Annotated in this window: 27 protein-coding genes; 8 read left to right on the forward strand and 19 right to left on the reverse strand. The window is 65.4% G+C overall.

What is annotated here, in order from left to right; translation table 11 throughout:
• Nucleotides 1–38 precede the first annotated feature (38 nt).
• Nucleotides 39–671 (reverse strand): glutathione S-transferase family protein, encoded by a 633-nt coding sequence (locus AC1DOP_RS10480; protein WP_477250980.1) that lies wholly within the window; start codon nucleotides 669–671, stop codon nucleotides 39–41.
• A gap of 69 nt (nucleotides 672–740) precedes the next feature.
• Here AC1DOP_RS10480 and AC1DOP_RS10485 point away from each other — a divergent pair, with 69 nt between their 5' ends.
• The 4 genes from AC1DOP_RS10485 to AC1DOP_RS10500 are packed head-to-tail and all read left to right on the forward strand — an operon-like array spanning nucleotide 741 to nucleotide 3,083.
• On the forward strand, nucleotides 741–1,310 hold the full coding sequence (locus AC1DOP_RS10485) for an RNA polymerase sigma factor (RefSeq protein WP_442121821.1): 570 nt from the start codon (nucleotides 741–743) through the stop codon (nucleotides 1,308–1,310).
• Nucleotides 1,307–1,726 carry a DUF3619 family protein gene (locus AC1DOP_RS10490; protein WP_442121822.1) on the forward strand — a complete coding sequence of 140 codons (420 nt, stop codon included), beginning with the start codon at nucleotides 1,307–1,309 and terminating at the stop codon, nucleotides 1,724–1,726. Before AC1DOP_RS10485 ends, AC1DOP_RS10490 begins: the two co-directional genes overlap by 4 nt.
• A gap of 12 nt (nucleotides 1,727–1,738) precedes the next feature.
• Entirely contained in the window at nucleotides 1,739–2,521 is a 783-nt protein-coding gene (locus AC1DOP_RS10495; RefSeq protein ID WP_477250983.1) for a DUF3106 domain-containing protein, read from the forward strand.
• A 22-nt stretch (nucleotides 2,522–2,543) separates the two neighbouring features.
• Nucleotides 2,544–3,083, forward strand: a complete 540-nt coding sequence (locus AC1DOP_RS10500) for an RDD family protein (RefSeq protein WP_477250985.1) — start codon at nucleotides 2,544–2,546, stop codon at nucleotides 3,081–3,083.
• Between the two features lie 101 nt (nucleotides 3,084–3,184).
• On the opposite strand, the gene AC1DOP_RS10505 is transcribed toward AC1DOP_RS10500, so the two are convergent.
• The 12 genes from AC1DOP_RS10505 to AC1DOP_RS10560 all read right to left on the reverse strand — a co-directional run bounded on the left by AC1DOP_RS10505 (nucleotide 3,185) and on the right by AC1DOP_RS10560 (nucleotide 12,607).
• A complete protein-coding gene (locus AC1DOP_RS10505; protein ID WP_442121825.1) occupies nucleotides 3,185–3,886 on the reverse strand; it encodes an RNA pseudouridine synthase in 702 nt (233 codons plus the stop codon).
• Nucleotides 3,883–4,905 (reverse strand): low-specificity L-threonine aldolase, encoded by a 1,023-nt coding sequence (gene ltaE / locus AC1DOP_RS10510; protein WP_442121826.1) that lies wholly within the window; start codon nucleotides 4,903–4,905, stop codon nucleotides 3,883–3,885. The genes AC1DOP_RS10505 and ltaE overlap by 4 nt, the downstream gene beginning before the upstream one ends.
• A gap of 13 nt (nucleotides 4,906–4,918) precedes the next feature.
• Nucleotides 4,919–5,848 (reverse strand): class I SAM-dependent methyltransferase, encoded by a 930-nt coding sequence (locus AC1DOP_RS10515; RefSeq protein WP_442121827.1) that lies wholly within the window; start codon nucleotides 5,846–5,848, stop codon nucleotides 4,919–4,921.
• A complete protein-coding gene (gene iscX / locus AC1DOP_RS10520; protein ID WP_442121828.1) occupies nucleotides 5,835–6,029 on the reverse strand; it encodes a Fe-S cluster assembly protein IscX in 195 nt (64 codons plus the stop codon). Before iscX ends, AC1DOP_RS10515 begins: the two co-directional genes overlap by 14 nt.
• A 21-nt stretch (nucleotides 6,030–6,050) precedes the next feature.
• The gene (gene fdx, locus AC1DOP_RS10525) at nucleotides 6,051–6,389 is read right to left on the reverse strand and encodes an ISC system 2Fe-2S type ferredoxin (RefSeq protein ID WP_166858900.1); all 339 of its coding nucleotides are present in this window, start codon (nucleotides 6,387–6,389) and stop codon (nucleotides 6,051–6,053) included.
• A gap of 56 nt (nucleotides 6,390–6,445) precedes the next feature.
• Complete coding sequence (gene hscA, locus AC1DOP_RS10530; RefSeq protein ID WP_442121829.1) at nucleotides 6,446–8,335, reverse strand: Fe-S protein assembly chaperone HscA; 1,890 nt, start codon at nucleotides 8,333–8,335, stop codon at nucleotides 6,446–6,448.
• 79 nt (nucleotides 8,336–8,414) lie between these two features.
• On the reverse strand, nucleotides 8,415–8,930 hold the full coding sequence (gene hscB, locus AC1DOP_RS10535) for a Fe-S protein assembly co-chaperone HscB (RefSeq protein WP_442121830.1): 516 nt from the start codon (nucleotides 8,928–8,930) through the stop codon (nucleotides 8,415–8,417).
• Nucleotides 8,931–8,946: 16 nt separating this feature from the next.
• Entirely contained in the window at nucleotides 8,947–9,270 is a 324-nt protein-coding gene (iscA, locus tag AC1DOP_RS10540) for an iron-sulfur cluster assembly protein IscA (protein ID WP_442121831.1), read from the reverse strand.
• Between the two features lie 69 nt (nucleotides 9,271–9,339).
• Nucleotides 9,340–9,732, reverse strand: coding sequence for a Fe-S cluster assembly scaffold IscU (iscU, locus tag AC1DOP_RS10545; protein ID WP_060567023.1), 393 nt, complete (start codon nucleotides 9,730–9,732; stop codon nucleotides 9,340–9,342).
• Nucleotides 9,733–9,762: 30 nt separating this feature from the next.
• Nucleotides 9,763–11,019 (reverse strand): IscS subfamily cysteine desulfurase, encoded by a 1,257-nt coding sequence (locus tag AC1DOP_RS10550; protein ID WP_442121832.1) that lies wholly within the window; start codon nucleotides 11,017–11,019, stop codon nucleotides 9,763–9,765.
• Complete coding sequence (gene iscR, locus AC1DOP_RS10555; protein WP_442121833.1) at nucleotides 11,019–11,525, reverse strand: Fe-S cluster assembly transcriptional regulator IscR; 507 nt, start codon at nucleotides 11,523–11,525, stop codon at nucleotides 11,019–11,021. The genes AC1DOP_RS10550 and iscR overlap by 1 nt, the downstream gene beginning before the upstream one ends.
• Nucleotides 11,526–11,839: 314 nt before the next feature.
• Nucleotides 11,840–12,607, reverse strand: coding sequence for a uracil-DNA glycosylase family protein (locus tag AC1DOP_RS10560; protein WP_477250990.1), 768 nt, complete (start codon nucleotides 12,605–12,607; stop codon nucleotides 11,840–11,842).
• 132 nt (nucleotides 12,608–12,739) lie between these two features.
• Between AC1DOP_RS10560 and AC1DOP_RS10565 the strand changes: the two genes are divergently transcribed.
• The gene (locus tag AC1DOP_RS10565) at nucleotides 12,740–13,198 is read left to right on the forward strand and encodes a CBS domain-containing protein (RefSeq protein ID WP_442121835.1); all 459 of its coding nucleotides are present in this window, start codon (nucleotides 12,740–12,742) and stop codon (nucleotides 13,196–13,198) included.
• 26 nt (nucleotides 13,199–13,224) lie between these two features.
• On the opposite strand, the gene maiA is transcribed toward AC1DOP_RS10565, so the two are convergent.
• Nucleotides 13,225–13,869 carry a maleylacetoacetate isomerase gene (maiA, locus tag AC1DOP_RS10570; protein WP_442121836.1) on the reverse strand — a complete coding sequence of 215 codons (645 nt, stop codon included), beginning with the start codon at nucleotides 13,867–13,869 and terminating at the stop codon, nucleotides 13,225–13,227.
• Nucleotides 13,866–14,891 (reverse strand): fumarylacetoacetate hydrolase family protein, encoded by a 1,026-nt coding sequence (locus AC1DOP_RS10575; RefSeq protein ID WP_477250993.1) that lies wholly within the window; start codon nucleotides 14,889–14,891, stop codon nucleotides 13,866–13,868. The genes maiA and AC1DOP_RS10575 overlap by 4 nt, the downstream gene beginning before the upstream one ends.
• Before the next feature lie 113 nt (nucleotides 14,892–15,004).
• On the opposite strand from AC1DOP_RS10575, the gene AC1DOP_RS10580 reads away from it, so the two are divergent.
• The 3 genes from AC1DOP_RS10580 to AC1DOP_RS10590 are packed head-to-tail and all read left to right on the forward strand — an operon-like array spanning nucleotide 15,005 to nucleotide 17,049.
• Nucleotides 15,005–15,886, forward strand: coding sequence for a LysR family transcriptional regulator (locus AC1DOP_RS10580; protein WP_442121970.1), 882 nt, complete (start codon nucleotides 15,005–15,007; stop codon nucleotides 15,884–15,886).
• 16 nt (nucleotides 15,887–15,902) lie between these two features.
• Nucleotides 15,903–16,469 carry a gamma-glutamylcyclotransferase gene (locus AC1DOP_RS10585; RefSeq protein WP_477250995.1) on the forward strand — a complete coding sequence of 189 codons (567 nt, stop codon included), beginning with the start codon at nucleotides 15,903–15,905 and terminating at the stop codon, nucleotides 16,467–16,469.
• A gap of 40 nt (nucleotides 16,470–16,509) precedes the next feature.
• Nucleotides 16,510–17,049, forward strand: a complete 540-nt coding sequence (locus AC1DOP_RS10590) for an ankyrin repeat domain-containing protein (RefSeq protein ID WP_477250997.1) — start codon at nucleotides 16,510–16,512, stop codon at nucleotides 17,047–17,049.
• Here the strand turns inward: AC1DOP_RS10590 and AC1DOP_RS10595 are convergent, their stop codons facing one another.
• The 4 genes from AC1DOP_RS10595 to AC1DOP_RS10610 form a co-directional block, all read right to left on the reverse strand.
• Complete coding sequence (locus AC1DOP_RS10595) at nucleotides 17,050–18,363, reverse strand: GGDEF domain-containing protein (protein WP_442121840.1); 1,314 nt, start codon at nucleotides 18,361–18,363, stop codon at nucleotides 17,050–17,052.
• Nucleotides 18,364–18,776: 413 nt separating this feature from the next.
• On the reverse strand, nucleotides 18,777–19,331 hold the full coding sequence (locus AC1DOP_RS10600) for an AAA family ATPase (protein WP_477251000.1): 555 nt from the start codon (nucleotides 19,329–19,331) through the stop codon (nucleotides 18,777–18,779).
• 62 nt (nucleotides 19,332–19,393) lie between these two features.
• Complete coding sequence (locus AC1DOP_RS10605) at nucleotides 19,394–20,605, reverse strand: PA0069 family radical SAM protein (RefSeq protein WP_442121842.1); 1,212 nt, start codon at nucleotides 20,603–20,605, stop codon at nucleotides 19,394–19,396.
• Nucleotides 20,606–20,715: 110 nt separating this feature from the next.
• The gene (locus tag AC1DOP_RS10610) at nucleotides 20,716–21,336 is read right to left on the reverse strand and encodes a tRNA-uridine aminocarboxypropyltransferase (RefSeq protein WP_477251002.1); all 621 of its coding nucleotides are present in this window, start codon (nucleotides 21,334–21,336) and stop codon (nucleotides 20,716–20,718) included.
• Nucleotides 21,337–21,347 lie beyond the last annotated feature (11 nt).

Genomic DNA, 21,347 nt, shown 5'->3' on the forward strand with positions numbered 1-21,347 from the left:
GACGATCCTGCCCAAGCGTATCCACGGGCCGTCCGGGGTCAGGCAACCCCGTTCATGCCGAACTCGCGGCATCCCGCCCGCTCGCGCAGGCGCGCCACATACGCTTCGATGGCCGGATAATCGGGACGTGCCATCGGCGTCATCAGCCAGCGGTTGGTGGACAGCCCCAGCACCACGTCGGCCAGCGTGAATTCCGGGCCGGCGGCAAAAGCGCCGGTCTTGTCGAGCTGGCGCTCGAGGATGCCCATGTGCCGGTGCCATTGCGCCACGCTGGCCTCGACCTGGGCCGCATCGGCGTGGGCCGGGCTGTTGCGCACCAGGGCCATGAAGGCGTAGCGCCAGGCGTTGTTGAGATCGGTCGCCTGCCAATCCATCCACTGCTCGACCCTGGCCCGCGCGGCTGGTTCCGCAGGCAGCAGCGACTCGTTCTTGCCGTAACGCCCGGCCAGGTAGCGGCAGATCGTGTTCGATTCCCACAGGACCAGGTCCGCATCGACGATCACTGGCACCATGGCATTCGGGTTTATGGCGAGGAATTCCGCCTGCTGGGTGGACTGGAAACCGCTGCCCCAGTCTTCGCGGATGAATGGAAGATCCAGTTCGGCGCAGGTCCACAAGACCTTGCGAACATTGATCGAGCTTGCCTTTCCCAGGACGCGCAATGTGTTCATTCTTCTATTTTACAGTGCGCTCAGCCGTAATTTTTGCTAGCATTCGAAGGTTTTCCGACCCTTCATCGCATGGCCACTGACAAAGAACTAAACGACTTCCTCGAGAGTGTCGAGCGGCGCGCCTTCAAGCAGGCTGCGTACGCGGTCCGCAAGGACGAGGCAGCGCTGGACATCGTTCAGGACGCCATGATCAAGCTGGCCGAAAAATACGGCGACAAGCCGCTGGCCGAACTGCCGATGCTGTTCCAGCGCATCCTGCAGAACACCATCCTCGATTATTTCCGCCGCGAGAAGGTCCGCAACACCTGGATCAGTCTGTTCGGAAGCCTCGGGCGGCGGGATGAGGACGATGAAGACTTTGATATACTCGCCTCTTACGAGGCCGAGGAAGGGACCGCCGCCGCCGAGTCGAGCGCGGACCAGGTCGAACGCGCCGAAACCCTGCGCCTGATCGACGAGGAGATACAAAAGCTCCCGGCGCGTCAACGGGAAGCCTTCCTCATGCGTTACTGGCAGGACATGGACGTGGCCGAAACGGCCGAAGCGATGGGGTGCTCCGAGGGCAGTGTAAAGACACATTGTTCTCGCGCCACGCATGCCCTGCAGAAAGCCCTGGGGGCCAAGGGAATTAAACTATGAACACCGACGACATCAACCTGGCGTACAAAATCCGCCATGCGCTGAACGAAAACCTCGATAACCTGCCGGCCTCGACCACCGATCGGCTGGCGGCTGCACGCGCCCTTGCCCTGTCGCGCAAGAAGGCCGACGCGCAGGCGCCGGTTCGCGGCCAGCAGAAGCGTCCGCTGTTCGATGTCCGCTCGCTGTTCTCGATGCAATGGGTGGCGCGCGCCGCCGTGGTCGCCCCGCTGCTGGCGATGGTTGCCGGCATGGTCGGCGTCTACCACGTCGAGCGCGAGCAGCGCGTGGCCGAGCTGGCGGACCTGGACGCCGCCGTGCTGTCCGACGACCTGCCGCTCACCGCCTACACCGACCACGGCTTCAACGCCTACCTGGCCCAGCAACAGCAGCAAGCGCCGCAACGCGCACAGTAAGGCCCAGCTTTGATGACGGCAAACAAGGGTAAAGTCGCTGCCGCCGGCGCCGCCGCCGCATTCGCCGCCATCGTGCTGCTGTTCAGCCATCAGCACGAACTGTTCGGCACGCCGGACGCGGGCAACGCCACGCCTGCTAGCGCCGCCGCCGATGCCACCGCCCATCCCGCCAAGCCCGGGACTGTCAACGCCCACAAGACCGGCGACAAGCCGCTGTGGCGCTCGCTGAGCCCGGCCCAGCAGGTGGCATTGCAGCCGCTGCAGGGCGAATGGGACCAGATGGACGGTGTGCGCAAGCAGAAATGGCTGCAGCTGGCCAACCGCTTTGCCAGCATGAAGCCGGAAGAACAGCAGCGCGTCCATGATCGCATGCGCGAATGGGCCAAGCTCACGCCCGCCCAGCGCGAACTGGCGCGCGAAACCTATGCGCGTGCGCGCAAGATCGCGCCGGAACAGAAAACCGCGAGCTGGGAAAGCTACCAGCAACTGCCCGACGACCAGAAGAAGAAACTGGCCGCCTCGGCCGCCGGCCGCAAGTCGACCTCGGTGGTGCCGAGCCAGACCAGCGGCAAGGCCGTGGCGCCGCTCGGCCAGGGCGCGACCTCCTGTCCTGCCGGGACCGTCAAGAACGCCGTTTCCGCGACCCCGCCCTGCGTGGCGGTGCCGGCGACGCCGCAGCAGCCGGTGCCCGCACCGGCGACGCCGCAACCGGCCCAGCCCGCCCAGCCGGCCAATCCGCCCCAGCAGGAAAAGCCGGTGCCGGCCAACTGGGGCATTACTCCGAACAACGCCTGAGTCCAGCTTCGAGCCCGATCCGATGAGCGACACCGCCAGCAGCACCCCGACCGTCAAGCGCCGCCTGATCGTCATGGTCTACGAGACCTTCCTCCTGCTGGCCGTCGAGATGCTGGCCGTCGCCCTCTACCTGCTCGTCACGCGCAACAGCCACGCGCCGCTGGCCCAGCACGGCCTCAAGCTCTTCCTTTTCCTGGTGACCGGCGCCTACTTCGTCTGGTGCTGGACCGACAGCGGCCATACGCTGGCGATGAAGACCTGGCGCCTGCGCCTCACCAGCGACGGCCAGGCCCGCGTGCCGCTGCGCACAGCCGTGCTGCGCTACCTGCTGGCCTGGGGCTGGTTCCTGCCGGCGCTAATGGTCTGCGCCGCCTTCGGCCTGCACGGGAAGACCGAAATCTCGGCCGCGATCGCCGTCGGCGTCGTCGCCTGGGGCCTCACGGCCTTCCTCGACAAGGACCGCCAGTTCCTGCACGACCGCCTGGCCGGCACCCGCCTGGTGCAGCTGCCGAAAGCGAACGCCAAGCCGGCCGCCGATACGGCCCAGGCCGCGGGCGCTTAAGAGCGTCCAACAAACCCCTCAGGGCAAGGCACACCGTCGAAGACAGTACGCTAGTACGGCGAGACGATGCAACGCAGCCATGGGGGCGTTTGTCGGACGCTCTAAAACTTCTCGCTATCCTTCAGGTAACGCCACTGCCCCAGCGGCAGGCTGCTGAGCGCCACGCGGCCGATGCGCAGGCGGCGCAGGGCCGTCACCTGCAGGCCGACTTCCCCGCACAGTGCCTCGATCTGGCCCGGGACGATGCCCTTGCCGGCGAAGCGCAGCCGCGCCTCGCTCTGCCAGCTGGCCTTGATCGGCGCGTTCGGGCGGCCGCCCCGGTTCAGGCGCGCCAGGCCATCCTCGGCGATGGCGCCGGTGACCTCGGCCACGTATTCCTGTTCGATGCGGTCGCCGTCCTCGCCCAGCTTGCGCAGCACGCGCCAGTCCTGGCTGAACACGACCAGGCCGCTCGCCATGGCTTCCAGCGGCATCGCCGGCGTCAGCTTGGTGAGGTGGCGCTTGAGCACGCGCTGGCCCTTCCCGGCGTCGAACACGGTGTCCAGCTGCAGGGAATCGAGCGCCGCCTTGCCGTGCAGGCCGGCCGGCTTGTGCAGCAGGATGGTGACCGGCGGCGGCTCGACCGGCGTCGCGCCCGGCAGCAGCACGACCTGCTGGGCGGACGTCACGCGCGTGGCCGGGTCGTCGACCGTTTCACCGTCGACGCTGACCCAGCCGCCGGCGATGTAGCGCTCGGCTTCCCCGCGCGAGCAGGGAAGGATTTCGGCCACGCGCTTGGCGAGGCGGATGCCGTCTTCGGTCATTGGAAGAAGTCCTTGAACGCGGCGATGGTCTTTTGCACGTCCTCTTTGCTGATGTCCAGGTGGGTTACCAGGCGAGTGTGGGTGCCGATCGAGGCGCGGATGCCTTGCCTGGCCAGGTGCTCGCGCAGCCCGGCCACGGCGGCTTCCGGAATCTCGACGTAGAAGATATTGGTTTGCGGCGTGGTGACACGCAGCTGTTCGATCCCGGCCAGGCCGCTCGAGAGGTCGGCGGCATTCTGGTGGTCGTCCGCCAGGCGCTCGACGTTGTGCTCGAGCGCGTACTGGCCCGCGGCGGCGATCACGCCGGCCTGGCGCATGCCGCCGCCCAGCATCTTGCGCCAGCGCTTGCCCTGCTCGATGAAGGCCTTGGGGCCCAGCAGCACCGAACCGACCGGCGCGCCGAGTCCCTTCGACAGGCAGACCGAGACGGTGTCGAAGCCTTCGACTGCTGCGCGCAGGCTGATGCCGTTCTTGACGGCGGCGTTGCAGACGCGGGCGCCGTCCAGGTGGGTGGCCAGGCCCTTGTCGTGGGCCAGCCTGGTTGCGGCGAGCACGTAATCCTGGGACAGCACGCGGCCGCCGATGGTGTTCTCGAGCGCCAGCAGGCGCGTGCGCGCGAAGTGCATATCGTCCGGCTTGATGTAGGCCGCGATGTCGGACAAGGCGATCGAACCGTCCGCCTGGTTGGCGATCGGCTGCGGCTGGATACTGCCCAGCACCGCGGCGCCGCCGCCTTCGTACTTGTAGGTGTGCGCTTCCTGGCCGACCAGGTATTCGTCGCCGCGGCCGCAGTGGGTCATCAGCGCGATCAGGTTGGTCTGGGTGCCGGAGGCTGCGAACAGGCCGGCCTCGTAGCCGAACAGCTCGGCCGCGAAGTCCTGCAGGCGGTTGACGGTCGGGTCGTCGGCATACACGTCGTCGCCGACGGCGGCCGCAGCCATTGCGGCCCGCATCGCGCTGGATGGTTGGGTGACGGTGTCGCTGCGCAGGTCGATCCAGTGTTCGTGTCGGTCGCTCATGAGTCTCTGGCTATCAGTCGTTGGTGGAGACGGCGGGTTCGCCGGTATAGAAGCGCTGGGCCATCTCGTCCAGGCCCACTTCGGCCAGCACCTGCTGCAGGCGCTCGGCGGGCCGCTTGCGCGGCAGGTTTTTATACGTGGCGACGATCAGCTCGTTCTTCATCGAGTGCTCCCAGCCCACCAGTTCCGTCACCGTCACCTGGTAGCCGTGCGCCTCCAGCTGCAGGCAGCGCAGCACGTTGGTGATCTGGCTGCCGAACTCGCGGGTGTGGATCGGGTGGCGCCAGATCTCGGTCAGCGCGCTGCGGCCCAGGTCCTTGCCCTTGTTCTTGCGCAGCACGGATGCCACTTCGGCCTGGCAGCAGGGCACCAGCACGATGTGCTTCGCCTTCTTCTTCAAGGCGAAGTCGATCGCGTCGTCGGTCGCGGTATTACAGGCGTGCAGCGCGGTGACCACGTCGATGGCCGCGGGCAGCTTGCCCGAGTCGGTCGACTCGGCCACCGACAGGTTCAGGAAGGACATGCCCCCGAACTGGAGTCTCGCCGCCAGCTCGGTCGATTTCTGCACCAGCTCTTCGCGGGTTTCGATGCCGTAGATGTGGCCGCCCTCGCCCGCCGCCTTGTTTTTAAAGAGAAGGTCGTACAGGATGAAGCCGAGGTAGGACTTGCCGGCGCCATGGTCGACCAGGCTCACGCCATGCTTGCTCTCGCCCTGCTTTTCCAGTACGTCGCCGACCAGCGGCTCGATGAACTGGACCAGGTGGTAGACCTGCTTGAGCTTGCGGCGGCTGTCCTGATTCAGCTTGCCGTCGCGGGTGAGGATGTGCAGCTCCTTGAGCAGCTCGATCGACTGCCCGGGCTTGACCTCGGGGAGGAGTTCATAAACCGACTGCGCGGCCGGCGCCGGCTTCTTCGGGGCGCCTTCTTTTTTAGCTTGCTTCATCTATCCAGGCCGTTTGTATGGCTTCCAGCACGCGCTCGCCGCCGCGCGCGCGGTCGTCGTCGAAGCCTTCCAGCCCGACGACCCAGTTGTGCAGATCCACGAAGCGCACCGTGCGCGGGTCGACGTCCGGGTAGGTCTCGTACAAGGCCTCGGCGATGGCGGCGACGTCGGTCCACTTCATGGCAATCTCCAGTTCAGGCGATCAGTGATTCTCTGCGGCGTGGTTGATCGTGTATTTCGGGATCTCGACCACCAGGTCCTCATCGGCGATGATGGCCTGGCAGGACAGGCGCGAGTTCGGCTCCAGGCCCCAGGCCTTGTCCAGCATGTCCTCTTCCTTTTCTTCCTGCTCGTTCAGCGAGTCGAAGCCTTCGCGCACGATCACGTGGCAGGTGGTGCAGGCGCACACGCGGTCGCAGGCGTGCTCGATCTCGATGTCGTTTTCGAGCAGCGTGTCGCAGATCGACTTGCCGCTCTGGCCTTCGAGCACGGCGCCTTCGGGGCAGAAGACGGGATGGGGGAGGATGACGATTTGTGGCACTTCTTTTACCTCGTTTGTTTTATTGCTTGACGTGGGCACGGGGTGCCCACGATCCATCACACCTGATCCAGCGATTTACCGGCCAGCACCTTGCGCACACTCTTGTCCATGCGCCGCGCCGCGAATTCCTCGGTGCCGTGGGCCAGCGCCTGTACGGCGTCGTGCAGCTTGTGCTGGCGCTCGTCCACGCCGAGCGCCTCGTCGGCCGAGCGGGCCAGCGCGTCGCGCACGCCCTGCTCCAGGGTCGCCACCGCGGCGCGTTCCTCGTCGTTCAGCAGGTCGGCGTCGGCGTCCAGCGCCGACTGCGTGGCCAGCAGGATGCGCTCGGCCTCGACCTGTTCTTCGCGCAGCGCGCGCGCCACCATGTCGACTTGCGCGGAGTTGTACGAATCCTGCAGCATGCGCGCGACTTCGTCGTCACCCAGGCCGTAGGACGGCTTGACGGTGATGTGCGCCTCGACGCCCGAGCGGGTCTCGCGCGCCGACACCGACAGCAGGCCGTCCGCATCGACCTGGTAGGTCACGCGGATGCGCGCCGCGCCGGCCGCCATCGGCGGGATGCCGCGCAGCTCGAAGCGCGCCAGCGAACGGGTATCTAGCACCAGCTCGCGCTCGCCCTGCACCACGTGCACGGCGAGGGCCGTCTGGCCGTCCTTGAAGGTCGTGAACTCCTGGGCGCGGGCGCAGGGAATCGTCGAGTTGCGCGGGATGATCTTCTCGACCAGGCCGCCCATGGTCTCGATGCCCAGCGACAGCGGGATCACGTCCAGCAGCAGCCAGTCGTCGCCCGCCGCGCGGTTGCCGGCCAGCAGATTGGCCTGGATCGCGGCGCCCAGCGCCACCACCTTGTCCGGGTCGATGTTCGCGTGCGGGATGGTCTTGAAGAAGTCGCCCACCGCGCGGCGCACGTGCGGCATGCGGGTCGCGCCGCCCACCATCACGACGCCGTCGACGTCTTCGACGCTGACGTTCGCATCGCGCATGGCCTTGCGCACCGCGTTCATGGTCTTGGCGATCAGCGGCTGGGTGATCTCGGCAAAGGTCCTGGCGCTCACCAATACCTGCACGATCTCGCCCGACTTCAGGATCGCCTCGACAGTCGTCTCTTCGTTGGTCGACAACAGTTCCTTGGCCTGGCGCGCCTTGACCATCAGGGTCGCCGTGTCTTCGTCGGACAGCGGCGCGAGGCCGGCCTGCTGGGTGATGTGGCAGAACAGGCGCTGGTCGAAGTCGTCGCCGCCCAGGGCCGAATCGCCGCCGGTCGACAGCACTTCGAACACGCCTTTCGAGAGCTTGAGGATCGAGATGTCGAAGGTGCCGCCGCCCAGGTCGTAGACCGCGAACACGCCTTCCTTGCCGTGGTCCAGGCCATAGGCGATGGCGGCCGCGGTCGGCTCGGACAGCAGGCGCAGCACGTTCAGGCCGGCCAGCTGGGCCGCATCCTTGGTCGCCTGGCGCTGGGCGTCGTCGAAGTAGGCCGGCACGGTGATCACGGCGCCGACCAGTTCGTCGCCGAGGGCGTCTTCGGCGGTCTGGCGCAGGGTCGCCAGGATCTGTGCCGAGACTTCCACCGGGCTTTTCACGCCGGCCACGGTCTTGACCTGCACCATACCAGGAGCATCGACGAAGTCATACGGCAGGTTCTCGACGTGCGCGATGTCCTTCAGGCCGCGGCCCATGAAGCGCTTCACGGAGACGATGGTGTTCTTCGGATCGGTGGTGCGGGCCGCCATCGCTTTGTAGCCGATGTTGGCGTGGCCGTTCGGCAGGTAGCGAACGATCGATGGCAGCAGCGCGCGGCCGTCTTCGTCGCTCAGCACTTCGGGAATGCTGGAGCGGACGGTCGCGACGAGGGAGTTGGTGGTGCCCAGGTCGATGCCCACCGCCAGCCGGTGCTGGTGCGGTGCGGTCGACATGCCGGGTTCGGAAATCTGCAGTAGTGCCATGGTCGTGTTACCTGTTTGTTTTTATGTACCGCGCTGCGCTGGCCTGCCGGGCCACTTGGTGTGGCGCTTCGTGCCCACGTTATGATTCGAGCGCTTCGAACGCGTAATGCAATTCGTCGGCGAACTTATCGAGGAACATCAGCGCGCGCACGCCCTGCGCGGCCTGGCCGTAGTCGCCGGCGTCGAGCAGCTTGCCGACCTGGGCCAGCCGGCTCTTCTTCTCGCTGCGTACCTGAGCGTCCAGTTCGTCCAGCGCCTCGGCATCCTTGCTTGCTCTCGCATCGCCGAGGGCCTCGCGCAGTTCCATCTGCTGCATCAGGAAGTCCATCGGCATCGCCGTGTTGGACTCGGTCTGCAGGTCGACGCCGTTCAGCTCGCACAGGTAGCGCGCGCGCAGCATCGGCTTGCGCAGGGTCTGGTAGGCCTCGTTGGCGCGGGTCGCCCACTGCATCGCGACGCGCTTCTCGGCGTCGCTGGCGTTGACGAAGCGGTCCGGGTGGACCCGGCCCTGGACTTCGCGGTAGGCCGCATCCAGGGCGTCCATGTCGACGTCGAACCTGGCCGGGAGTTGGAACAGCTCGAAGTGGTTCTGCATCGCGGGTCTGCTTGCCTCAGATGCGGAAGGATTCGCCGCAGCCGCAGTTGTCCTTGACGTTCGGGTTGTTGAAGCGGAAGCCTTCGTTCAGGCCTTCGCGGGCGAAGTCCAGTTCGGTGCCGTCGATATAGGGCAGGCTCTTCGGATCGACGAAGACCCTCACGCCGTGCGATTCGAAGATATTGTCTTCGTCCGCCGGCTCGTCGACATACTCCAGCTTGTAGGCCAGGCCGGAGCAGCCGGTCGTGCGCACACCGAAACGCAAGCCGACACCCTTGCCCCGGCGTTCGAGGTAACGGTTGATGTGCTTCGCGGCTTTTTCGGTCAGGGTGATTGCCATCAGTATTCTCCAGCTTGAATTACGTTTGCTGCTTCGGCAGGGTGGGCACGCCGCGCCCACCCTACGGATTTACGCCTGTTCGGTAGCGTGCTTGTGCTTGTAATCGGCCACGGCGGCCTTGATCGCATCCTCTGCCAGGATCGAGCAGTGGATCTTCACCGGCGGCAGCGCCAGTTCTTCGGCGATCTGGGTGTTCTTGATGGACAGCGCTTCGTCCAGCGACTTGCCCTTCACCCATTCGGTCACCAGCGAGCTCGAAGCGATCGCCGAACCGCAGCCGTAGGTCTTGAACTTCGCGTCTTCGATCACGCCGGCTTCGTTGACCTTGATCTGCAGCTTCATCACGTCGCCGCAGGCCGGGGCGCCGACCATGCCGGTGCCGACGTCGTCGGAGTTCTTGTCGAACGAGCCGACGTTGCGCGGGTTTTCGTAGTGGTCGAGGACTTTGTCGGAATATGCCATGTCAGTGCTCCTTGTATTCGTATGCGGTGATTAGTGTGCGGCCCATTGGATCGAATTCAGGTCGATCCCGTCCTTGTGCATTTCCCACAGCGGCGACAGTTCGCGCAGCTTGCCGACTTTCGACTTCAGCAGGTTGACCGCGAAGTCGATGTCTTCCTCGGTCGTGAAGCGGCCGATGGTGAAGCGGATCGAGCTGTGCGCCAGTTCGTCGCTGCGGCCCAGGGCGCGCAGCACGTAGGACGGCTCCAGCGAGGCCGAGGTGCAGGCCGAACCCGACGACACGGCGAGATCCTTGACCGCCATGATCAGCGACTCGCCTTCGACGAAGTTGAACGAGACGTTCAGGTTGTGCGGCACGCGGTGTTCCATGTCGCCGTTGATGTAGACCTCTTCGATCTCCATCAGGCCCTTGGCCAGGCGGTCGCGCAGCGCCTTCACTTTCACGATCTCCGCATCCATCTCTTCCTTGGCGATGCGGAAGGCTTCGCCCATACCCACGATCTGGTGGGTCGGCAGGGTGCCCGAACGCAGGCCGCGCTCGTGGCCGCCGCCGTGCATCTGCGCTTCCAGGCGCACGCGCGGCTTGCGACGGACATACAGGGCGCCCACGCCTTTCGGGCCGTAGGTCTTGTGCGCGGTGAAGGTCATCAGGTCGACCTTCAGGTCTTCCAGGTTGATGTGGACCTTGCCGGTGGCCTGGGCGGCGTCGCAGTGGAAGATCACGCCCTTCTTGCGGCAAAGTTCGCCGATTTCCTTGATCGGCTGGATCACGCCGATCTCGTTATTCACCAGCATGACGGAGACCAGGATGGTGTCCGGGCGGATCGCCGCTTCCAGCTGTTCCAGCGAGACCAGGCCGTTGTCCTGCGGCTCCAGGTAGGTCGCCTCGAAGCCGACGCGCTCCAGTTCGCGCACGGTGTCGAGCACCGACTTGTGCTCGGTCTTCACGGTGATGATGTGCTTGCCCTTCGTTTTATAGAAGTTGGCGGCGCCCTTCAGGGCCAGGTTGTTCGATTCGGTCGCACCCGAGGTCCAGATGATCTCGCGCGGATCGGCGCCGACCAGGGCGGCGACATTGGCGCGCGCTTCCTCGACCGCCGCCTCGGCGCTCCAGCCGTAGGCGTGGCTGCGCGAGGCCGGATTGCCGAACTGCTCGCGCAGGAAGGGAATCATGGCGTCGGCGACGCGTGGATCGATCGGCGTGGTCGCCGAATAGTCCATGTAGATCGGGAAATGCGGTGCAGTCTGGAAGCTCTGCTCGATTTTTTTGTCCAGGGGCGCGTTCATCAGTTCACTCCAATATGCTTTGCTTCGGTGTTGTCCGGCGACGCGTGGCGGTGCATCACCACCACGTTCTGTTCCTTCGATTCTTTTTGTTTCTGCTGCTCGACCAGGTCATGCAGGGTGACCGAATCGAGGTAATCGACCATCTTCGCGTTCAGCGTGGCCCAGAGTTCATGGGTCATGCAGCGCGTGCCGCTGGCGGCATCGGCGCCGTGGCAGTTTTCCTTGCCGCCGCACTGGGTCGCATCGAGCGGCTCGTCGACGGCGATGATGATGTCGGCCACGGTCACCTTGTCGGCGCTGCGCGCCAGGCTGTAGCCGCCGCCCGGGCCGCGCACCGACTCGACGATCTCGTGCCGGCGCAGCTTGCCGAACAGCTGCTCCAGATAGGACAGCGAAATGGCCTGGCGCTGGCTGATGCCCGACAGCGTGACGGGACCATTGCCCTGGCGCAGGGCAAGATCGATCATCGCGGTAACAGCAAAACGGCCTTTGGTGGTCAGACGCATCACAACCCCGGGTTGGTATCCAAACAGTGTTAAAATCTTGCTTCTCTTCAACGCCTCAAGTTCCTTTCCCGCATTAGCAAGAATAAAAACCTGATTAGTTGATTGAATTAGTCAAGTATAGCGCATTCGGCAGCCTTTGTCTTGGCGGCCCCAAAACCACCACACTCCCAAAATTCGGGGTCAGAGCACTTTTCCCGACAAAAGCTCACAGGCAATCGCCCCCCGTGTCCCCGGCACTTCCGCGCTGATACCGGCGCAATCGCGCAACGACGGTTCCAGAGAACATTTGATCGAAAAAGTGCTCTGACCCCGAATTAGGGACGCAGCAGTTGCATCGGGCCGAACAGCTTGTGCATGCCTTCGTGGCCGATGAAGCTCAGGTTGTAGGGGTGTTCGGCGTGGATCTGGGGGAAGCCTTCGGTTTCCGGTACTTTCTTCAGTTGCTCGGCGATCTTGCCCCACAGGACCAGGGTCGGCTTCGGCTCGCACTGCCCGAGCGCGGCGAAGACGGCGCGCTGGAACGGTAGCCAGGCGCGGGCGTCGACCACCGGGGCGACGTGCTTGCGGAATACCAGCGAAGCGTTCAGCAGCAGGAAGCCCCGCGCGACCAGCTTGTCCTGCAGCGCCGGCAGCGTCTGGATGAAAGCGCCTTCGCGGGCCGCTTTGGCGATCGGCGCCAGGGCCGCGCCGCCGGTGTCGGCCATGCTCAGCTGGCCGTCGGCCACCAGCAGCATCTTCATGAAGTTGCGCAGCGAGGTCGCGCGGTTGACCGGCTTCGACAGGCCGGTGTCCGACCACAGCCCGCCCACCGCGCCGTCCATGAAGCACACGCCGGTCGCGCTCTCGGGGCGCGGGTACGGCCCCTCGCCCACCAGCACGTAGCGCACCTGCCCCAGCGGCAGGGAAAAGGCCGCGAACAGCCGCCCGCCGGTCGGCAGGTAGTCGTCGGCGGCGAGCGCCGGCAGATAGGCCGGGTCGAGCGCAATCATGGCGCGCAGGCCGGCTTCCAGGTGCGGCCGCCACGAGGGGTCGGCAAGGTCGAAGGCATCGAGGATGGGCGCGGGGATCGCGGTATTCGGCATGGCTGGGCTCGGCAAGCTGAAAAGGGCTCAGATTGTAGCTTTTTTACGGGCCGTTCCGCGCGTCAACCTGGCGTCCGGGTTTCGCAAATCGGTGCATCATCGGCAGCATTTCGCAACCCAGGGAGACCCCCCATGCAAACGATCCAGGATGTGATGACCCGCGACGTGCAAAGCATCTCGCCGCAGGAAACGATACAGCGCGCCGCCCAGATGATGGATGAACTGAACGTCGGCTCGATCCCGGTGCTCGACGGCCAGAAGCTGGTCGGCATGATCACCGACCGCGACATCACCGTGCGCGCCACCGCCGCCGGCCAGGCGCCGGGCAGCACCCGCGTCGGCGACGTGATGAGCACCGACGTGCGCACCTGCTCGCCGCACCAGACCGTCGACGAGGTGCTCGGCCAGATGGGCGACGTGCAGATCCGCCGCGTGCCGGTGGTCGACCAGGCCTCGCATGAGGTGGTCGGGATCGTGTCGTTGGGGGATATGGCGACCAAGCACTCGGCCGGCGTCGACCACGCCCTGGAAGAGGTATCGAAGCCGTCGAGACCGGACCGCTCGACGGCCGGATCGCAGACCCGGCACTGAGCCGTCAATCGCCGGCCGGCGCGGGATTACTCCGCGTCCGGCTGGTTCGAAGGATGCGCCGCCACGAAGGCGGGAATCTGCACGCACAGCGCATTGATGCGCGAGATGTTCGGATAGATCGAGACATCGATGCCGTGGCGCTGCGCATTGAAGACCTGCGGCACCAGGAAGCAATCGGCGATGGTCGGCTTGTGGCCATGGCACAGCGGACCGGCGCTGGGGTCGCGCGCCAGGTGCTTTTCGAGCACCTCGAGGCCGCCGACCAGCCAGTGACGGTACCACTCCGCCTTCTTCTCTTCCGTCACGCCGAGATCGTGCACCAGGTAGCGCAGCACGCGCAGGTTGTTCACGGGATGGATGTCGCAGGCGATGATCTGGGCCAGCTCGCGCACGCGGGCGCGCTCGGTGGCGTCCTTCGGCATGATCGGCATCTTCGGATGGGCATCTTCGAGGTACTCGAGGATGGCCATCGATTGCGTCAGCGTGATGTAGTCGTCCTGAAAAGCCGGCACCAGGCCGCTCGGATTGATGGCGCGGTACTGCTCCTGCAGCTGTTCGCCGCCGCCGCGCAGCAGGTGCACCGGGATAGCATCGTACTGGAGCCCCTTCAGATTCAGCGCGATACGCACCCTGTAGGCGGCCGAGCTGCGAAAATAGGTATAGAGCTTCATTCCTTCCTCCCGTGATAGTGGGCGACCTCCTGGTCGATCGCCCCGAAAATGCTCGCGCCGGCCGCATCCTGCATTTCGATGCGGACCGTGTCGCCGTAGCGCAGGAACGGCGTCTGGGGCGCGCCCTGTTCGATCGTTTCATACATGCGCAGCTCGGCCAGGCAGCAGTAGCCGACGCCGCCGTTGGCGATGCTCGAGCCGTGCAGGCCGCCCTGCTTGTTCGACACCGTGCCGGAGCCGATGATGCTGCCGGCCGCCAGCTCGCGCGTCCTGGCGGCATGCGCGACCAGCTGGGCGAAGCTGAAGGTCATGTCCTCGCCCGCGTTCGGGCGGCCGAAGGGCTGGCCGTTCAGGGTCACCAGCAGCGGCAGGCAGAGCTTGCTGTCGCGCCAGGCCTCGCCCAGCTCGTCCGGCGTCACGGCCACCGGCGAGAAGGCGCTGGCCGGCTTCGACTGGAAGAAGCCGAAGCCCTTCTCCAGCTCCTTCGGGATCAGGTTGCGCAGCGAGACGTCGTTCACCAGCATCACCAGGCGGATCGCCTGCGCAGCCTGTTCCGGGCTCGCACCCATCGGCACGTCGCCGGTGACGACCGCCACTTCCGCTTCCAGGTCGACGCCCCAGTCCTCGGACAGCACCGCGATCGGGTCGCAGGGGCCGACGAAGGAATCCGAACCGCCCTGGTACATCAGCGGATCGTTGTAGAAGGACGGCGGCACCTCGGCGCCGCGGGCCTTGCGCACCAGCTCGACGTGGTTGATGTAGGCCGAGCCGTCGGCCCACTGGTAGGCGCGCGGCAGCGGCGAGGCGCATTCCTCTTCCAGGAAGGAGACGGCGTCCTGGGCCGTGCCCTGGTTCAGCTCTTGGTACACCCGCTGCAGTTGCGGCGCGACGCGGTCCCAGTCGTCCAGCGCGGCCTGCAGGGTGGGCGCGATGCCGGGGACGGCCTGGCAGGTGACGAGGTCACGGCTGACGACGACGAGAGTGCCGTCGCGGCCGCCGGTTTTCAGAGTGGCAAATTTCATGAGATTCCTCAGCGACAAATATTGCCGTAATTAAAAATGAAAACGTACTATCATACAAACAATATTTTTCGACCTATTTATCGGACTATCTGATGAATCCCACCCTGCGCCAGATGCGCGCCTTCGTCGCTGTGGCCAAGACTGGTAACTTTACGCTTGCTGCTCAATACATGCACGTGACACAGTCAGCTTTGTCCGGTTTGATCAAAGAACTAGAACAAACACTTGGCGCGAGGGTGATTGATCGCAGTACGCGTCGAATCGCACTGACGGAAATGGGCAAGGAGCTCTACCCCCTATTCAGCCAGATGATCGACGATCTCGACCGTGCGCTTGCTAACGTTGCGGATCATACACAACTCAGGAAGGGTATCGTCCGAGTCGCGGCGCCCCAGCTGATGGCATGTACCCTGTTGCCCCAGGCCATCGCCGCCTGGCGAGTGCGCCACCCCGAAATCAAGGTCAGCCTGGCCGACAGCGGGGTCGAGCAGGTCGGCGCGCGGGTGCTGTCCGGCGAGGTCGACTGCGGCATCGGTCCCGAGCGCGACGACACCCCGGAACTCGAAGCGCGGCCGCTGCTCGAGATGCCTTTCGAAGCCGTGCTGCCGCCCGGCCATCCGCTCGAGAGCCGCGGGCAGCTGACCTGGAACGACCTGGCCGGCTATCCCTTCATCTCGCTGCGCGGCCAGTTCACCGAGCGCCTGCTGGCCGATATGGACGGGTCCCTGCGCGAAGCGACCCTCAAGCCCGAGCACGAGGTGACCTTCATGACGACCGCGCTGGCGATGGTGGCGGCCGGCCTCGGCGTGACGATCTGCATGCCTTATGCGTCGGCCCTGGTGCGGCGCCACGGCCTGCTGACCCGGCCGCTGGCCGAGCCGGTACTGACACGCCGCTTCTTCATCTATACGCGCGGACAGCGCTCGCTGTCGCCGGCGGCCGAGGCCTTCGTCGCCTTCTTCCTCGATTACGTCGGCAAGGGCTTGCCCCGGTAAGCGCTAGAATGGCGGGATGTCCCATAACACCATCGACATCAACCGGACCATGAAGCGCTTCGACAGCCACGCCAGCGTGTGGCTGTTCGGCTATGGCTCGCTGATCTTCAAGGCCGACTTCCCCTTCCTCGAACGCCGTCCGGCCCACATCGCCGGCTGGACCCGGCGCTTCTGGCAAGGCTCGCACGACCACCGCGGCACCGAGCCGGCGCCCGGGCGCGTGGTGACCCTGGTGCCGGAAGCCGGCGCGCTCTGCCACGGCATGGCCTACCTGGTCACGCCGGAGGAATTCGCCCACCTCGACTACCGCGAAAAGAACGGCTACCTGCGCCTCGCCACCGACATCCATTTCGAGGACGGCGGCTCGGCCGAGGGCCTGGTCTACATCGCCACCCACGAGAACGCGGCCTACCTGGGCCCGGCCAGCGAGCGCGAGATCGCGCGCCAGATCGCCGGCGCCCGCGGACCGAGCGGACCGAACAGCGAGTACCTGCTGGAGCTGGCCAGGGCCCTGCGCGAACTGGGCAAGCCCGACGAACACGTGTTCGAGATCGAGCGCCACCTGGTAGCGTTCCACGGCTGATCCTGCGCCCCGATTCCGGCGTCTGTGGTCTAATCGCCGCATGCAACCAGCACCGACACGGCCGCCGTCAAGCGACGAACTCGACGAGGACACCCTCGCCTTCGTGCGCCGGGTATTCGGCTTCGCCCGCGCCGGCGAGGCCGCGGAACTCGCCACCCTGCTGGGCCAGGGCCTGCCGCCGAACCTGCGCAACGAGCGCGGCGACAGCCTCCTGATGCTGGCCTGCTACCACGGCCACCACGATGCCGCGAAAGTCCTGCTGGACCACGGCGCCGATCCGGACCTCATGAACGATGCCGGCCAGGCCCCGCTGCACGGCGCCGCCTTCAAGGGAGATCTGCGGATCGCCATCCTGCTGCTCAGCCATGGCGCCCAGGTCGACACCGCCGGCCCGAACGGCAAGACGACGCTGATGTTCGCCGCCATGTTCAACCGCGCCGACATCGCCCGGCTGCTGCTGGCGCGCGGCGCCGATCCCTTCCGGCTAGATGCCGACGGCAATTCCATGCTCGACGCGGCGCGCAGGATGGGGGCCGCCGACACCATGGAGCTGATGGCCGCAAGCACCAACGAAAGATAATCAGGCCGAAGGCATCGGACAGATACGATCGCGCCCGCCCTGCTTGGCCTCGTACAGCATGGCGTCCGCGCGCAGGAACAGCGCGTTCTCCGTCTGGCAGGCCGGATAGGCGGCCATCCCGCCGCTGAAGGAAAAGCGCCGCACGTCGCCCGAACGCACCTCGAAAGGCAGCAGACCGAAGGCCTGGCGCATCGCATTCAGCCGGTGCCAGCCGCGCTCCAGTGTGCAATCCCAGAACACGATCACGAATTCCTCGCCGCCGAAACGGCTGAGCAGGTCGCGCTCGCCCAGGTGGGATGCCAGGCAGACCGCCAGGCGCTTGATGACGATGTCGCCAAAATAATGGCCCCAGCTATCGTTGATGGTCTTGAACTTGTCGATGTCGATCACGCCGAAGGCCATCGGACACTCCTCGCGCGCCGCCTGGCGGATCAGTTCCTGGGCCTTCTTCTGCAGGCCGACCTTGTTCAGCAGGCCGGTCGCGCGGTCCTTGGCAATCAGGTCCTTGCTGATGCGGATCTTGCTGGCCCGGTTGACCAGCTGGGCGCACAGCAGGCCGGGGTCGCCTGCCGGCAACACCGCGTCGAAGCCGTTCGCCAGGGCGCGCTGCATCAGGGCGGCGTCCGGCTGGCGCTGCAGCAGCACGATCTCGCGCACCGGGTCGGCTTCGATGTTTTTCTTGAGTACGCGCGCCAGGGAATCGGTGCGCGCGAACTCGGCATCGCTGACCAGCACCAGGTCGGGCTGCAGCTCGCGCACCCGCAGGTGCAGGGTCTGGGCCTGATCGTGCGGGATCAGCTCGATGCGCGCCTGGCGCAGGCAATCCTCGTCGAATCCGCCGGCTTCTCCCAGGTGGAGCAGGCGTACCAGCTCGCCGCGCTTTTGCTGGACGAAGAGATTGAACAGCTTGTCGACCAGTACGTCGTTGGCGATCGGCTTTTCGGCATAGGCCAGGCAGTGGGAGTCGACCAGTTTCTGCTGCAGCAGGTAGCGGCCGCCCTGGCGCGAGCTCTGCAGGTAGACGTATTCGCGCCCCGGCGGCAGGCGCTGCAGCAGCTCGCCCAGCATCAGGGTCTTGCGCCTGTCCTGCATGTCGGCCTGCATATTGTGCAGGGCATCGAGATCGATCACGAACAGGCCGTTGCCGGCATCGCCCTCCACCGCCGCCACGAACTCGCTGACTTCGCTGAAGAAAGCCATGTCGAAGTCATATTTGTGGGCGTGGAGCCGCAACTCGGCAGCGTTGTCCTTGATGAAGAAACTCTGCGACAACAACAGCGCACGGTATTTGTAGAGCGGGACGTTGCTTGGCATGGGACCTGGTCTGTGTATCGGAATGCATCAGCAACACAAACATACAAGGATCCTAAGAAAAATTGTATAAAAAGGGAAACTTTTTTTATCAAATATGCATTCCGAATGACGGCGCAACAACACTCGGCTTGGTCCTCGTGCTTGATGCGATCACGCAAACTTGGTATTCAGGATAGCTATCGTCCCGTTGTGTACGGTGGCGTTTTATGCAGGAGTTCACGTGCAAGGACTCCTGCGAAGCCGCGAACAACACAATTCAGTCCATGGATGACGCTCGAAACAGCGTCAACAGGAACATCAAAGTTGAAATTCGAGATGGCATCGTAAGTATGGAATGCGTGAAGAAATAAGTTGACACGCCAATAAAGCAAATCCGCCCTCGGGCGGATTTGTTCGTTTACAGCGGCCCGCAGTCAGACCACGCCCTCGATCACCCGGCGTACCTGCAGCGCGCGTTCCTCGACGCTGCCGCTCACCAGGGTATACGGAATGCCGCGCGCCTCCAGGTCCTCCAGGACGAGCTGGTGGATGCGCCCGCGCCAGGCTTCGTTCTCGCGCGCGGCCTGCTCCTCATAGGGGATGTCGTCGGCACAGACGAAAGTATGCGCATAGCGCTCGCGGCATTCGTCGGCGCAGCGCAGCAGCTCGGGCGGGACCGGCTTGCCGACCTGGCCGAATTCCAGGCCCAGCAGCAAGGTGGTCAGGGCATTCGTGTCGACGAACAGGTAGCACCTGGCGTAGGGCATCTGCTCGTCCTCGGCCTCGCGGTGGCGCAGGGCGATGTCGACATAATCGCCGGCATCCAGCTGGCCTTCCTTGTCTTCCCAGATGTAGCGGCCGATCTCGGGCACGGCCACGCTGCCGTACTGGCGCGCCAGGTATTCGCACAAGGTCGATTTGCCGGTCGATTCCGCACCGACAAACACCACCCGCCTGATCCGGCCTGCTGCGCTGCCCTGCTCTTCCATATGAATCCCGTGATCGTAATGAATTACTTGCATCCCAGAAAGATGCGAGGCGCCATCCTAACTCAAAACAGGTCCATCTGCGGGCTCGCCTTGGCCTTCCCGCCCTGCGGCTTGCCGCCCGCCTCGGCCGCCGGCACGCCGCCGAACAGGTCGAGCTGGGTGACGTCCTCGTCGCGGCGCTGGCAGGCCGCGGCCGAGGGCACCACCAGCGGGCGGCGGAACTGCGTGCCGTCCATCTTGCTGAAGCGGCCATTAAAGCCGTCCATGCCGAGCCGCTTGACCGCCTTGGTGAAGCGCTGGCGGATCAGGTCGGCCCACACGCCTTCGCCCGTCATGCGCTTGCCGAAATCGCTATCGTATTCCTTGCCGCCGCGCATATCTTTCATGCGATTCAGGACGCGTTGAGCCCGGTCTGGAAAATGAGCGTACAACCATTGATGAAACAGCGGGTTGACTTCCCACGGCATGCGTAGCACGACGTAGTGGGCGCCGACCGCGCCGGCGTCCCTGGCGGCCTCGAGGATGCGCTCGATCTCCGGTTCCGTGATGAAGGGAATGATGGGCGCCACGCTGACGCTGACCGGGATGCCGGCTTCGGTGAGCGTGCGGATCGCGCGCAGGCGGCGTGCCGGCGCGGCCGCGCGCGGCTCGAGGGTGCGCGCGATCTCGCCGTCCAGGGTCGTGAGCGTGATCGCGGCCGCCGCCAGGCCCTTCTCCGCCATCGGCGCGATCAGGTCGACGTCGCGCTCGATCAGCGCCGACTTGGTGATCAGGCCATAGGGGTGCTTGCACTCGGCCAGCACCTGCAGCACTTCGCGCGTGATGCCGCGTTCGCGCTCGCAAGGCTGATAGGCGTCCGTGTTGACGCCGATGGCGATGCTTTCGGGCACATAGCCGGGGCGGGCCAGTTCGCGGCGCAGCAGGTCGGCCGCATTCACCTTGGCGAAGATGCGGCTTTCGAAGTCGAGGCCGGGCGACAGGCCGAGATAGCTGTGCGAGGGACGTGCGAAGCAATAGATGCAGCCGTGCTCGCATCCCCGGTAGGGATTGAGCGAGACATTGAAGGGAATGTCCGGCGATGCATTGCGGGTCAGGATGGTTTTGGCAAACTCATCCGTGACAATGGTCTTCGGCGCGGCCGGTCCTTCATCCTTCAGCCCCGGGACCGTCCAGCCGTCGTCGAAACGCTCGCGGCCGTGGACTTCGTAACGGCCCTGGAGGTTCGACACGGCGCCACGGCCCTTGTGCGGCGCGAGCGGCCGCGGGGGGATCATGACCTGGCCTTGCAATTCCACGTCTTCTGCCCAAGCTTGTTGGCGATTCACTATGGCGCTCCCGAGTACTGTATGGATATACAGTATCGTACACCTGCTTTATTGTTGGTTCAAGCGCGAAATAGACGGGATTGTTGTTCCACAAACCGATCGAATCCGTCGAGCAACGAAGTGTAGTGTTCAGGCCGGTTTTCGAGGCGGGACAGCGCATGCACGGCCGCTTCCAGCGACGACAGCTGGTCCGGCGCATGGGCCTTGCGAATCCGATAAGCCGAAGGCGGCAGTTCCTGCAGAGCCAGGCGCGGCAGGCACTGCAGCGCAGGGTTCAGGTAGAGCATCTTGCGACTCTTGCGCCAGGTGGCGTCGAGCAGCACCAGGCGCAGCGCCTCCGGCTGCGCCAAGCCGGCAGGATCGAGCGGCGGCGGCGCCGGCAGGCCGAGCGCGGCTTCGCCGGGGGTGTGCGGGTACAGCAGCAGCGGCCTGCGTCCGTCCGCATGCAGGGCCGCGTCCAGCTCGGCGGCGGCAAACGCCTCGCCGACCAGCAGCCGGCTCGACGGCAGGGACAGGTGCAGCAGCCGCGCGCTGTTCTTGGCGTGATGCACCTCGAGCGGATGTTGCAGGACCAGCAGCTCGACACGGCTGGCGAGCGGCGCCGCGAAGCCGCAGATGCAGGCGCTCCGCGCGCGCAGGCAGGCGGCGCAGGTGGCGCGCCGGGAAGCTGAAGGTGTCATGGGCGGCGATT

The organism is Massilia sp. 01N410 (assembly GCF_056399665.1).